Source organism: Jejuia sp. G7-7 (genome assembly GCF_055808955.1).
Genome location: NZ_JBVVSZ010000001.1, coordinates 737,106 through 749,231, shown reverse-complemented (window position 1 = coordinate 749,231; position 12,126 = coordinate 737,106). Strand labels below are relative to the sequence as shown.

Genomic DNA, 12,126 nt, shown 5'->3' with positions numbered 1-12,126 from the left:
AATGCATGTGAGAAATCACATAATTAGATTAAAATGAAAAACGAAATAAAAATATTTTCACCAGCAACCGTAGCAAATGTATCCTGCGGGTTTGATGTTATGGGCTTTTGCCTAGATAGCGTTGGCGATGAAATGATTATTAGAAAAACCGACAAACGAGGTGTTTTTATTACTAAAATAGAAGGTTTTGATTTGCCTTTTGAAGCTGAATTAAACGTAGCTGGTGTCTCAGCTTTAGCAATGTATGAGGCTATTGATGTGGATTTTGGTTTTGAAATTGAAATCTATAAAAACATAAAACCTGGTAGTGGTATTGGTAGTAGTGCAGCAAGTGCCGTTGGAAGTGTGTTTGGAATGAATGAACTTTTAGGACAACCATTCAATAAAACACAATTAACAGAATTTGCCATAAAAGGAGAAGCATTAGCCAGTAAATGTGAACATGCCGATAACTTAGCCCCTGCTCTTTTTGGTGGATTTACTTTAGTAAAAAGTGTAACGCCTTTGCAGATTTTGGAAATTCCAACCCCTCATGATTTGTATGCAACCATCATTCATCCACAAATTGAAATAAAAACTTCGGAGTCTAGAGGTTTACTTCCAAAAGAAGTTAAATTAAGTAAAGCCATAACCCAATGGGCTAACCTTGGAAGTTTGGTGCACGCTTTACATACAAGCGATTACGAATTAATGAAATCTGCATTGCACGATGTAGTTGTAGAACCTCATAGAAGCAAACTTATTCCACTTTTTGCAGAAGTTAAAGATGCTGCTTTAGATTTTGGCGCTTTAGGTTGTGGAATATCAGGTTCTGGGCCATCCATTTTTTCTTTATGTAAAGGAGAAGAAACTGCATTAAAAGTGAAAACAATTATTGAAAATGTGTATTCCGATTTAGTGATTGATTTTGACATGCATGTGTCGAAGATTAATACTGAAGGAGTTAAAATTATAACTTAAGAAACAATGGACTACTATAGCTTAAACAAACAAGCACCAAATACAACTTTTAAAAATGCTGTAATTAAAGGATTAGCACCTGATAAAGGTTTGTATTTCCCAGAAAGCATAACACCATTACCAAAGTCGTTCTTTGATAACATCGATAATTTATCATATTCTGAAATTGCATTTGAAGCCATTAAACAGTTTGTGTCTCCAGAAATTCCTGAGGATGTTTTAAAAACGATTGTAGAGGAAACCTTGTCTTTTAATTTTCCTGTTGTAAAACTTGATGATAATATCTCTACCTTAGAGTTATTTCATGGACCTACAATGGCATTTAAAGATGTTGGCGCACGTTTTATGGCACGTTGCTTAGGCTATTTTAATAAAGATAACACCAATGAAGTTACTGTTTTAGTGGCAACATCAGGCGATACTGGTGGTGCTGTAGCAAACGGTTTTTTAGGCGTTAAAGGTGTTAATGTTGTAATTCTCTATCCAAGCGGAAAAGTGAGCGATATTCAAGAAATGCAATTAACTACGCTAGGTCAAAACATTAAAGCCTTAGAAGTTAATGGCACGTTTGACGATTGTCAAGCCATGGTAAAAACCGCTTTTTTAGATGAAGAGCTAACAAGCAAAATGCAGTTAACATCAGCAAACTCTATAAATGTGGCGCGGTGGTTACCACAGTTGTTCTATTTTATGTTTGCTTATAAGCAATTACATAACACTTATGATGATATTGTGTTTTCTGTACCTAGTGGAAATTTCGGAAATGTATGTGCTGGTATGATGGCGCAACAATTAGGATTGCCAATCCACCATTTTGTGGCTTCAAATAATGTAAATAATGTTGTGACAAGATATTTACAGTCCCAATTATATGAACCAAAGCCATCCATTCAAACCATTAGTAATGCTATGGATGTTGGAGCACCAAGTAACTTTATTCGTATTCAAGAAATCTATAAAAACAAATTTGAATCTTTAAAAGAAAACGTGTCTTCTTATAGTTTTACAGATGAAGAAACTAAAGTAGCAATGTTAGAAATCTATAATAAATACAACTATGTTGCAGATCCACATGGTGCGGTTGGTTATTTAGGTTGCAAAGCCTATTTAAAAGAAAACCCAAAAACGCATTGTGTATTTTTAGAAACTGCGCATCCTACCAAATTTTTAGATGTAGTTGAAGAAGTGATTAAAGAAAAACAGCCGTTACCTGAACAAATACAAGCTGTTATGGGAAGAGAAAAAGTGTCTAAAGTTATTACTACTTATGAGGATTTGAAGGGGTTTTTACTTATTCATTCTTAAATAAAGTAAAAAGTAAATGGGGAGTGTATATACTTCATTAGTAAGCGCAATTATCATTTTCTTGATATTTAAATTATTGACTAAAGTATTACCATCCAATCATTCAGAATACAAAACCAATAAAAGCTTTTATGAACTAGATGTGAAGTATAACAAAACAAAAAACCTCATGGTTCTTGGTTATGTTTTACTTTCAGTAGGATTTTCAATATGTTTCTATTTTGGGTTTATTGAGTTTTCAAAAACTATACATTCAAATAGTTTAGGCATAATAATCCTGGTTCTACCAGAAAACGCTGCTTGGTTAACATGCGCAATATTTACTGGAATGGTTTGCGCTTCATTAAGTATCTTTATTATTAGCATGAATAAACTTGGTGAAAACTGGCATGAATTTTTAGCTTTCAATAACTTATTTTACAACCAAAAATTTAAGTTCAATTACATCAAAGCAACTAAATATGCCTTCAAGATAATAATAGTCTTAATTACTTTTTTACTTACTATGGTATTTGATTGGTATACATCATTTGAAAATAATGAAATTAAAATTAACGGGTTTTTTAGTTTTGGTACCAAAGCTTATGATTATGATGAAGTATTGGAAATCAGGAATATTGAAAAATTTAAAGCTCCTAATGGAAATATTATTAATGAAGCACACTTTATATTGGTCTTTGAAGATGGTCTTAAATGGAATACAAGAAATAGTGGTTTTAAAAATTATCATGAAAACGAAAAAATAATAAATTTAGTCTCAGATAAATCTGGTTTGAAACCAATATACATGAAGTTTGATAAAGAATAGATTTTTATATTTCAACAAATAACTTGAATACTAACTCAATTTAATAACCATAAGTGAAAAAAGCATTCTACAAACTACTAGCCCTAATTTTAATATGCTTTATCTATATCTGCTTATCACTTTCACCTATTTTTTTTAAAGATTTTTCTAATAACGCTCCCTCTCATAAAACTAAAATCATTGCCCATCGTGGTGCTTCAAACATTGCTCCTGAAAACACATTAGCATCCATACAAGCAGCCTTAAAACTAAACCCAGATCGAATTGAAATAGATGTACAACAAACCTCAGATGAAGTTGTCGTATTGATGCATGATACTTCAATCGATAGAACTACAAATGGTTCAGGATTCGTAAAAGAAAAAACATATGAAGAACTTTCAATACTAGACGCTGGGAGTTGGTTTTCAAATGTATTTAAAGACGAAAGAATTCCAAATTTAGAAGAAGCCATTCAATTAATTAATGGCAAATGTCAACTTATCATTGAAATTAAAAAGGGTAATTCGTTCTATCCAAATATTGAACAAAACATACTCCTTAGCATTCAAAAATATAATGCCGAAGATTGGGTAATTATCCATTCGTTTGATGATATGGTTTTAGAAACTATTCATGCATTAAATCCTAAAATTCCGTTACATAAATTATTTGTTGGGAATTTTAAGTTTTCCTCTTTTATATATTCCAATAGATTTGATAGATTGGATTTAACGAAGTACAGCTATATTAATGAGTATAGTATTAATTATGTGTTTGCAAATAGAGGGGTTATTGATATTTTAAAATCCAATGGAAAAAAGTTAATGTTTGGACAGTAGATAATTCTGAAACAGCAAAGGAGTTAATCGCTCTAGGTATTGACGGTATTATTACTAATAATCCCAAACTATTAAAATGAATAGTTTATAATTAAAAAATCGAATACCAGGTTAAGCTCAGTTGAAACCTTTTAAGGGCTTAACGATTTCCTATAACCTTTCATTTTATTCGCAAGGTGCTTTCAATAAAAAGCATTTTCATTTCATCAATACTCAAGTTAACAAACCTCATATTATTAGTGTTTTAGATTAACGTTTTATACAAGTTTATTGTATATTTAATTGCTAGATTTTTATTACAATCATAACTTAGAATACACATGAAAACCCTTCGTCACCTAAAAAGATTATATTTTGCACTTTTAATTGCTTTAACTTTCTTCAGTACTTCATTTGCAAATTTATCTGCACAAACAACATCTCCTACCTTATCCACAAAAGGACTTCAAAATGAAAAACTTATTATAAACATTTTTCGTGGCGACTTTATCAACATTCCTTTTGATAAGGATGAAACCACATTCGTATTACTTTTAAATGAATATATAGATGCTTACGCTGTAAATTGTGCGAGTAGTCTACCAACTAATAAAATAGAATTAATGCGACCAGAATGTGTTACTGAAAGAGTAACTAAAGATGGGTACGGATGGGAAGTTAGTAGAACATGTATAGAATGGGTTGATGTACCGAGGGGGCTTTTTGCAAAACCAGAAATGCGTAATGCACAAAAATCACTTGAAAAATCTCAAAGTGTAGATGCATTTCGGAATATGTTTAAAATGATGCAACAACAAAATCCTATTGGAGAAGCTTTAAATTTGGTTGAAACATCAAAAGCCATAAAAGCAGATTTGGCAGCATTAATTAAAATAAATGGTTGCAAAAGTGCTGGTTTAATGCGATTTGAAGAAAATTTGAGACGCTTTGCTATCAATAAACAGCCAATTCCTATTTCTGGAAAAACTATTAAGAAAACTGATATTTCTATCAGCAATCAAAACTTTACAAGATTAGCTGAAGATTTGGTTTTTGAGCATTCAAAAAAATGGGCAATGAACCGATATAAACGTGGTAGTATTTCGAATGCAATTGTAACAAAAAAAGACAATCAAAATAGACCTGTAGAAATGACAGCAAGATACCGTTTTATTGGCTGGAGCGGAGAAAAAACAGGCTCAGTTAGAATTACTTTTACTGAAGGATTACCAGAATGTTTATACTTTTTTGATTTCCCTACTACGTGCAGATCAGCAGATAGAAGATTGGTAACTCAATTTGCTAATGGGACTTATAAAAAGTAGACCTTTTAGATAAAAAAACAACTATCTATTTCAGTTAAATAATATTTAATTAACACTCTTTATTTTTAGATATTAAAATTCAAACTTATATTTGCTTCCCCTCTCTCTGAAATTTACACATGAAACCGAAGCAAAAACCAAAAACAGAAAAATCACGCTTGCAATTACTACATCAGTATTATAGTTATACTGGGTTTTACACGTTTGTTTGGCAAGCCGTAAAAAAAGCATTACCGTATATTATTGGTATTGTAATAACAATTTATGCAATTAATTATTTTTTTGACATCAATGCAGCTTTAACAAGACTTACCGAAATATTACCATCCTATGGTGTTTTAAGTTTCTTTTTTGTATCAGAAACATTGTTGGGTCTTATTCCTCCTGAAATATTTATTGCGTGGGCTGGAAAAATGTATAATCCTTGGTTTTACCTAGGTATATTGGCTTTTCTATCTTACGGTGGCGGATTGCTATCGTATTGGATGGGACGTACAATCACCAAAATTCCTTCAGTACATAATTATTTGGAAGTTAAGATGGAGAAGCAATTAAAAAACTCTAAAAAATGGGGTGGTTTTCTAATAATTGTTGGTGCACTATTACCATTACCCTTTTCTATATCTTGCATTGCGGCGGGAATAATTAAGTTTCCATTTAAAAACGTAATTATTTATGGTTCACTTAGATTGGTTAGGTTTGCTATTTATGGACTTATCATATTTAATGCCCTTTAAATAAATCTTAAATCATACGGTTTTTAGTCTTATGTGTTCTACTTTTGCACAAAAAAATAGTATGTTTTCATTTTTAAATATCTTTCGAATTGTAGCAGTTTTAGAAGGTCTTTCCTATATTTTATTATTATTCATAGCTACTCCAATTAAATACTTAGCAAATGACCCTCAATATGTAAAATTATTAGGAATGCCACATGGATTACTATTTGTTGCTTATATAGCCTTAGCTTTCATAATAAAAAATGATTTCAAGTGGACTAATAAAGAATTCGGAATAGTATTATTAGCATCGCTCGTTCCTTTTGGAACATTTTATATTGATAAAAAATATTTAAGACCTGCAAAATGATTCAGGACAATACAAGCACTATAGAAAACATTACTGAACAAACTAATGGCTTAAAACATATAGTTTTTGACTATTTAGTGAAAATTGGTATATCTGAAGAAGTTGCCCAATACCTTAATATGCTCATCTTATTATTAGGTTTGCTTTTAATAATCGTTATTGTTGATATTATCATTAAAAGATTATTAATTGGTGCATTCACAAAATTCGCATCAAAATCTAAAACAAACTTTGACGATTTTTTAATCTCCAATAAAGTACCACGAAACATAGCGCATATTGTCCCATTTTTAATAGCATTGGAGTTTGCACCAGATGTATTTTCAGATTTTGGGAATTCTGAAATTATTATAGAAAAAGGGCTTAAAGTATTCGCCATACTTCTAACATTGTGGGTGGTAAGAAGCTTACTAAATGCATTAAAAGATTACTTAAAAACACTTCCAAGGTTAAAAGATAAACCTATAGATAGCTACATTCAAGTCTTCATGATATTTGCTTGGTTAGCGGGTATTATGTCTGCCATTGCAATCATTACAAATATCCCATTTCTAAAGTTTGTTACAGGTATGGGAGCTATTTCTGCGGTGGTTATTCTTGTATTTAAAGATACTATACTAGGTTTTGTAGCCAGTATCCAGGTATCTATAAATGATATGGTTCGCATTGGTGACTGGATTACTTTTGAAAAATATGGAGCTGATGGTGACGTAATCGAAATTAATCTGGCAACAGTTAAAGTTCAGAATTTTGATAAAACCATTACTACTATTCCAACCTATGCACTAATTTCAGATTCCTTTAAAAACTGGAGGGGTATGACTAATGCTGATGGTAGACGAATTAAACGTGCTTTAAACATCAAACAAGATAGTATAAAATGCCTTTCAGAAGAAGATATAGCAGCACTTAAAAAAATCGAGTTGATTCAATCTTATTTAAAAACAAGGCAGAAAGATATTTTAGAATATAACACGACAAATACAATCAATAAAGAATTACTTTTAAATGGTAGAAACCTAACTAACATAGGCGTATTTAGAAAATACATTCAAACGTATATTGAAAATCATTCTGCTATCAATAAAGACATGACAATTATGGTGCGCCAATTAGCACCAACCTCTCAAGGTTTACCAATTGAAATATATGCGTTTAGTTCAGATAAACGCTGGGTAAATTATGAGTATGTTATGGCAGATATCTTTGATCATGTACTTTCTGCTGTTCCTTATTTTGATTTGGAAATATTTGAGTTGCCTACTAAGTTTTCTTATAATTAAATAGTGCTATGTTAATTTTAACATAATTCTACTTTTTTTATTAATTCATTAAGTTTTAATTACACATACTTTAACAGGAATACATAAGTTATAAAGATAGATTTGTTGCCTATTTAACAATCAATCTATAATTTATGACATTAAAACTACACTTGCTCATTCTGTGTTTAATACTATTTTCAAAAGTAGGATTCACACAAAATCTAGAGGACAATGATACCTCTACTAGCCTATCCTCTAGACCATTTTTAGAAAGAACAGAATTTAAAGCCAGCTATTTTGGTAATATATTCTGGAACAATGGGTTGGATTTTGGAGCTGAATATCTTTTGATAGAGAATATAAAAGTTAAAAACAGAAACCGTGGACAGCGAACAAATACACATCAGTTTCTATTAAATGGGAATATCGGATTCACTACTAATTTCTCATCAAAGACTGATACAGGTGTATTTACCAATTACGGGGTAACTTGGAGACGAACAAACAAAAGGCAAACAATTTAGCATAGAGTTTAACCCTTTAGGTTACTACCGTTCATTTTTACCCGAAACTTATGAAGTTAATGGTGATAATGTTGATAAAGTATTTCTCCCAGGTAGAGGCTATTATGCACCATCCATTTCTGTTGGCATTGGCAAACAAAGACTAGGTAAAAAAATAACAGGACGCTATTTTAATATTAACTTCATGTTACGAACACCTTATAACGCAGGTACTTTACCTGCTTTCAATTTCCAATATGGTTACCGGTTTAATTTTAAAAAGAAAAATAGAGATGAAAAAATCAATTAATAAGTACTCGCAAATATTAGTATTAATCGTTATTTTATATACTTCTTTTCATGTACTAAAGATGAGAACTTAAACAATCTAGACGACACTATATTTGTACGCCACAAAGATGCTGATATGCCAGCATATATTCATGGCAATGCTTCTGAAAACACATTCCTTATTATACTTCACGGTGGTCCTGGAGGCTTAGGATTATCCTATAGAAATTCAACTATTAAGAGCAAAATTGAAAAAGAATGTGCCGTTGTTTATTTTGACCAAAGAGGATCTGGAATGGCTCAAGGAAGCTACTCAGAAAATGGAATTAGTATTGATATTATGGCAGAAGATGTTTTAGCACTCGTAAAAGTACTCAAACATAAATATGGAGATAATGCTAAGTTTTTTTAATGGGACATAGTTGGGGTGGTACACTAGGCCCTGCTGCACTGTTAAAGAATCAAAGTGATTTTTTAGGATGGATTAATGTAGATGGTTCTCATAATACCAGTAGTTTGTATTCGGAATACATTGCAAATTTTAAAAGCGTAGCTGCAGAACAAATTGCTCTTGAAAATAAAGTTGATTATTGGAATTCTGTTATTGATTTGGTAAACAACAAAGTTGATTCAGAATATAATATTGATGATATGTACAAGTTAAATAATGAAGCTTTTGAGGCTGAATTTACGTTAGAGAAAACCAAAGTTATTAATAAAATAGATATTGAAAATGACAAAACTATTTTTAAATATAACGTATTAACGTTAATATGGAACATGCTAAAAACGCAATCTATTTTAGATAGTAATCTTTTTGAAAAAGTAAATTACACAGATAGACTTTCTGAAATTACTATTCCTTCTTTGGTACTTTGGGGTAGATACGATATGGTTGTACCTCCAAAGTTTGCTCAAGAAGCCTTTGATAATTTGGGCTCAAGTGAGAAAAAACTAGTGTTTTTTGAAAAATCTGGGCATTCCCCAATGTTTACAGAACCTGACTTATTTGTGGAAGAAGTCATTCAATTTATAAATCAAAATAAATAATATATACCACAAAAAAAGACCTGCTAAAAGCAGGTCTTTCAAATTAAACTTAATAAATTTATAATATTATTTTACAAACTTAGCAGTTCCTTCTAAAGTTTTATAAATGTATAATCCTGAAGATAATGCATTAATATCAATAGTTCTAGATGCTTTTCCTTGTGCAACAGTTGCTCCAGTAATGCTGTAGATTTTATAATCAGCAGCTTTAGAAACGTTTAATTGTCCATTAGAAACGAAAAGTACTGGTTTTATATTTTCAACATTATTTGTAGAAAGTGTAGCTGGAGCTACCAGTTCAATTGTAACATCAAGAGGTGTACCCCACCATGTGCTAGACCCAGTAGTCCCCGCATCGTAATACTTCCCAGACATTCTAAGACTATGACTATCACCTATATTAACAGGTTGACTAGTAGCTCCAGTCATTCCACCATCGGTTGGTATGTTAAACGTTCTCGTCTGTACTTGAGATGTTCCAGTACCAGGGTTATATTGTTCATTTAGAGCATTGAAAAAATTTGATGAACCACCATTAAAAGGAGTTCCAACTTTTAAGACAGAAAATGTTCTTTGAACATCTCCATTTGCTACAGGTGCAGTGAGCGTAAATTCGATATTTAGAGAACCTCCTGTTTCTACCTGAATAACAGCTCCCCCAGCTGGATCCGTGGTAACCACAGTTCCAGTAGAACCGTTTGATGTTAAAGTAACACTAGATATCCCTTGTGAGAATCCAAAAGAAGCAGCTAATAAAGCAACTGCAAATAAATAATTTTTAAGTAATTTTTTCATCATGTTTTGAATTTTTAATTAGTAATTAGTTTTATTTGACTCAAAATTAAAGATTTACTAACATTAATAGTTAATCAAATTTATCTTTAGATGACACTAAATTACCTTATCCAAAAAACTCAATACTTAAAAAACAACACTTACACTTTTTAATTAGATTGTTGTTTTACTGATAGTTAACATCGAAATCAAAGTCAATTTCACCATTCTTCATCTAAATTACTAATACACTTAAATGTTAAAATATAATCAAACATATGTTTTATTTAACAAGTAACTTCGCGGTTTCTTGGTTATTAATTTTAAGTAGATACAAGCCTGGACTTATTTTTCTTAGATCCAATTCAACCTCGTCTAATTCACCATAATTGTTTTCAAGAAGTTTTTTGCCTTGCATATTGTATAGTTTTACACTATCAATGCTACTCCCCTTTATCTTTAATTTTTGTGAAAGATTAATAGGGTTAGGATAAAAATTAAATTCACTATTAAACCCTTCAACATCAATAGATAATGATGTGCCTAAATTTTCGTTTAATGCTATCACTAATGTTGTGCCTTTATCAAAATTAACTGTTTGACCTGCTGCATCAATCTGATTAGCAGTATTACCTGAATTTGGATGTTGAACAGACATAAACAAATATTTATAATCTGGAGTAAAAGTAATACCTGTAGGTTCAGAACCTATGGGCGTAATACCAAACAATTCAACTTTTGGATTCGCTTGTGTATGCCCATTTTTCACCACCCAAATGTATGTTTGCATAGCAGAACTACTATCATCTTGCATAACCCATAAATTACCATCACCATCAAATGCTAAATTATCATTTCCAGTACCCCAATCAACACTTGTAACATTTGCACCATCATCTATAGTATAACTCACATTAGGTCCACCAACAAAAGTTTCCATGGTCACAGTTGATGTCAACACCTCCAGAGGGTCACTATCTTGAAATCGATATACACGTTGATCTGGAAAACCCTTAACTGCAAAATACACCCACCCATCTGGACCTATTTCAACATCTTCTATACCCCTAAAATCAGTAGCTAAAGCACTTTGAGCTAGCGCCATGGTATTGTTTCTGTGATTTGGTAACTCATGAGCCCCACTAGGTAAAGTACTATCGTTTATTAATACCCAAGAACCAGTACCATTTTTTGACCCTGAAAAAACATATAAATCTCCTTTACTCAAATCCATTGCATTAGTTGCTACAAACTTATACAAATATCCAAATCCGTCTAAATCGTCTGCTCCTTGATATACAGTTCGATTGTTTGAATGAATTGAGATGTTTTCATGCCGAAAATTTCCCATAGCCCATAATTTTTTATTATTGACTACCGTTTTAGATATAGGGTCTATTTCTATATTCCACCCTGTATCGCCATATCCATTATTAGGTGGAAAAAAATCAACTTGAGTTGCTACTTCCTCACATGTTACAATAGTTCCCCATGGCGTTATTGTTCCAGAGCAATTAGCTATTGAAACCCCCGTAGCTGTAAAATCAATGGGTTGAATACTTGTTTTTTGCCATAACTTGCTTGGAGTATCAAAATTTATATCAAAAATAGTAACAGCTCCAGGAAATATTTCATGATTTAAACTTAAATACCCATTAGTACTACTATCAGAAATAGGAACATAACCCGAAAAATCTGGAGTATTTGGTAATGTACCTCCAGTAATAGGATCACCTGCTTCTGCTATAACTTGAAATGTATGACTTGAGGGAATTACAAATTGTGAACTTTGAGCTGTTGGTGTAACCGATGTAAAATCACCAATATTTTGTGCATCAATAAAATAAAATCCAAAAAAGGAAGACACTAAAAAAAGTGCAAAGTTGTTTTCATAATCTCTAAGTTAAAGGTTACCAGAAATTTACGGATTTATTTTCGTTTCTGGATATCCACGTC

The 12,126-nt window shown here is 31.5% G+C and carries 14 protein-coding genes; 12 read left to right on the top strand and 2 right to left on the bottom strand.

Going from position 1 to position 12,126, the window contains the following annotated elements:
- Positions 1–33: 33 nt before the first annotated feature.
- The 12 genes from AC0L5U_RS03760 to AC0L5U_RS03705 all read left to right on the top strand — a co-directional run bounded on the left by AC0L5U_RS03760 (position 34) and on the right by AC0L5U_RS03705 (position 9,396).
- Positions 34–960, top strand: a complete 927-nt coding sequence (locus AC0L5U_RS03760) for a homoserine kinase (protein ID WP_473414734.1) — start codon at positions 34–36, stop codon at positions 958–960.
- A 6-nt stretch (positions 961–966) separates the two neighbouring features.
- Positions 967–2,265 carry a threonine synthase gene (gene thrC / locus AC0L5U_RS03755; RefSeq protein WP_473414732.1) on the top strand — a complete coding sequence of 433 codons (1,299 nt, stop codon included), beginning with the start codon at positions 967–969 and terminating at the stop codon, positions 2,263–2,265.
- Positions 2,266–2,281: 16 nt separating this feature from the next.
- Complete coding sequence (locus tag AC0L5U_RS03750) at positions 2,282–3,073, top strand: hypothetical protein (RefSeq protein WP_473414731.1); 792 nt, start codon at positions 2,282–2,284, stop codon at positions 3,071–3,073.
- A 53-nt stretch (positions 3,074–3,126) separates the two neighbouring features.
- A complete protein-coding gene (locus AC0L5U_RS03745) occupies positions 3,127–3,894 on the top strand; it encodes a glycerophosphodiester phosphodiesterase (protein WP_473414730.1) in 768 nt (255 codons plus the stop codon).
- Complete coding sequence (locus tag AC0L5U_RS03740) at positions 3,861–3,974, top strand: glycerophosphodiester phosphodiesterase family protein (protein WP_473416160.1); 114 nt, start codon at positions 3,861–3,863, stop codon at positions 3,972–3,974. Before AC0L5U_RS03745 ends, AC0L5U_RS03740 begins: the two co-directional genes overlap by 34 nt.
- Positions 3,975–4,214: 240 nt before the next feature.
- Entirely contained in the window at positions 4,215–5,198 is a 984-nt protein-coding gene (locus tag AC0L5U_RS03735; RefSeq protein WP_473414728.1) for a hypothetical protein, read from the top strand.
- A gap of 119 nt (positions 5,199–5,317) precedes the next feature.
- The gene (locus AC0L5U_RS03730; protein ID WP_473414727.1) at positions 5,318–5,935 is read left to right on the top strand and encodes a YqaA family protein; all 618 of its coding nucleotides are present in this window, start codon (positions 5,318–5,320) and stop codon (positions 5,933–5,935) included.
- 61 nt (positions 5,936–5,996) lie between these two features.
- Positions 5,997–6,287 (top strand): DUF3817 domain-containing protein, encoded by a 291-nt coding sequence (locus AC0L5U_RS03725; RefSeq protein ID WP_473414726.1) that lies wholly within the window; start codon positions 5,997–5,999, stop codon positions 6,285–6,287.
- Positions 6,284–7,570 carry a mechanosensitive ion channel family protein gene (locus tag AC0L5U_RS03720; protein ID WP_473414724.1) on the top strand — a complete coding sequence of 429 codons (1,287 nt, stop codon included), beginning with the start codon at positions 6,284–6,286 and terminating at the stop codon, positions 7,568–7,570. The genes AC0L5U_RS03725 and AC0L5U_RS03720 overlap by 4 nt, the downstream gene beginning before the upstream one ends.
- 134 nt (positions 7,571–7,704) lie before the next feature.
- A complete protein-coding gene (locus AC0L5U_RS03715) occupies positions 7,705–8,076 on the top strand; it encodes a hypothetical protein (protein WP_473414723.1) in 372 nt (123 codons plus the stop codon).
- Positions 8,077–8,482: 406 nt separating this feature from the next.
- Positions 8,483–8,758 carry a hypothetical protein gene (locus AC0L5U_RS03710; RefSeq protein ID WP_473414722.1) on the top strand — a complete coding sequence of 92 codons (276 nt, stop codon included), beginning with the start codon at positions 8,483–8,485 and terminating at the stop codon, positions 8,756–8,758.
- A complete protein-coding gene (locus tag AC0L5U_RS03705; protein ID WP_473414721.1) occupies positions 8,758–9,396 on the top strand; it encodes an alpha/beta fold hydrolase in 639 nt (212 codons plus the stop codon). The genes AC0L5U_RS03710 and AC0L5U_RS03705 overlap by 1 nt, the downstream gene beginning before the upstream one ends.
- Positions 9,397–9,462: 66 nt before the next feature.
- Here AC0L5U_RS03705 and AC0L5U_RS03700 read toward each other — a convergent pair whose 3' ends face one another.
- Together AC0L5U_RS03700 and AC0L5U_RS03695 are read right to left on the bottom strand one after the other, a co-directional pair.
- Positions 9,463–10,194 carry a T9SS type A sorting domain-containing protein gene (locus tag AC0L5U_RS03700; protein ID WP_473414720.1) on the bottom strand — a complete coding sequence of 244 codons (732 nt, stop codon included), beginning with the start codon at positions 10,192–10,194 and terminating at the stop codon, positions 9,463–9,465.
- A 259-nt stretch (positions 10,195–10,453) separates the two neighbouring features.
- Positions 10,454–12,037: an alkaline phosphatase PhoX gene (locus tag AC0L5U_RS03695; protein ID WP_473414719.1), complete on the bottom strand. Its 1,584-nt coding sequence runs from the start codon at positions 12,035–12,037 to the stop codon at positions 10,454–10,456.
- Between the last annotated feature and the right edge of the window lie 89 nt (positions 12,038–12,126).

What these genes read in the sequence shown, in the direction of transcription:
- AC0L5U_RS03720 (WP_473414724.1), top strand. Translation starts at nt 6,284, where the DNA reads ATGATTCAGGACAATACAAGCACTATAGAAAACATTACTGAACAAACT.
- AC0L5U_RS03725 (WP_473414726.1), top strand. Translation starts at nt 5,997, where the DNA reads ATGTTTTCATTTTTAAATATCTTTCGAATTGTAGCAGTTTTAGAAGGT.
- AC0L5U_RS03735 (WP_473414728.1), top strand. Translation starts at nt 4,215, where the DNA reads ATGAAAACCCTTCGTCACCTAAAAAGATTATATTTTGCACTTTTAATT.
- AC0L5U_RS03700 (WP_473414720.1), bottom strand. Translation starts at nt 10,194, where the DNA reads ATGATGAAAAAATTACTTAAAAATTATTTATTTGCAGTTGCTTTATTA.
- AC0L5U_RS03730 (WP_473414727.1), top strand. Translation starts at nt 5,318, where the DNA reads ATGAAACCGAAGCAAAAACCAAAAACAGAAAAATCACGCTTGCAATTA.
- thrC (WP_473414732.1), top strand. Translation starts at nt 967, where the DNA reads ATGGACTACTATAGCTTAAACAAACAAGCACCAAATACAACTTTTAAA.
- AC0L5U_RS03750 (WP_473414731.1), top strand. Translation starts at nt 2,282, where the DNA reads ATGGGGAGTGTATATACTTCATTAGTAAGCGCAATTATCATTTTCTTG.
- AC0L5U_RS03715 (WP_473414723.1), top strand. Translation starts at nt 7,705, where the DNA reads ATGACATTAAAACTACACTTGCTCATTCTGTGTTTAATACTATTTTCA.
- AC0L5U_RS03760 (WP_473414734.1), top strand. Translation starts at nt 34, where the DNA reads ATGAAAAACGAAATAAAAATATTTTCACCAGCAACCGTAGCAAATGTA.
- AC0L5U_RS03705 (WP_473414721.1), top strand. Translation starts at nt 8,758, where the DNA reads ATGGGACATAGTTGGGGTGGTACACTAGGCCCTGCTGCACTGTTAAAG.
- AC0L5U_RS03710 (WP_473414722.1), top strand. Translation starts at nt 8,483, where the DNA reads ATGCCAGCATATATTCATGGCAATGCTTCTGAAAACACATTCCTTATT.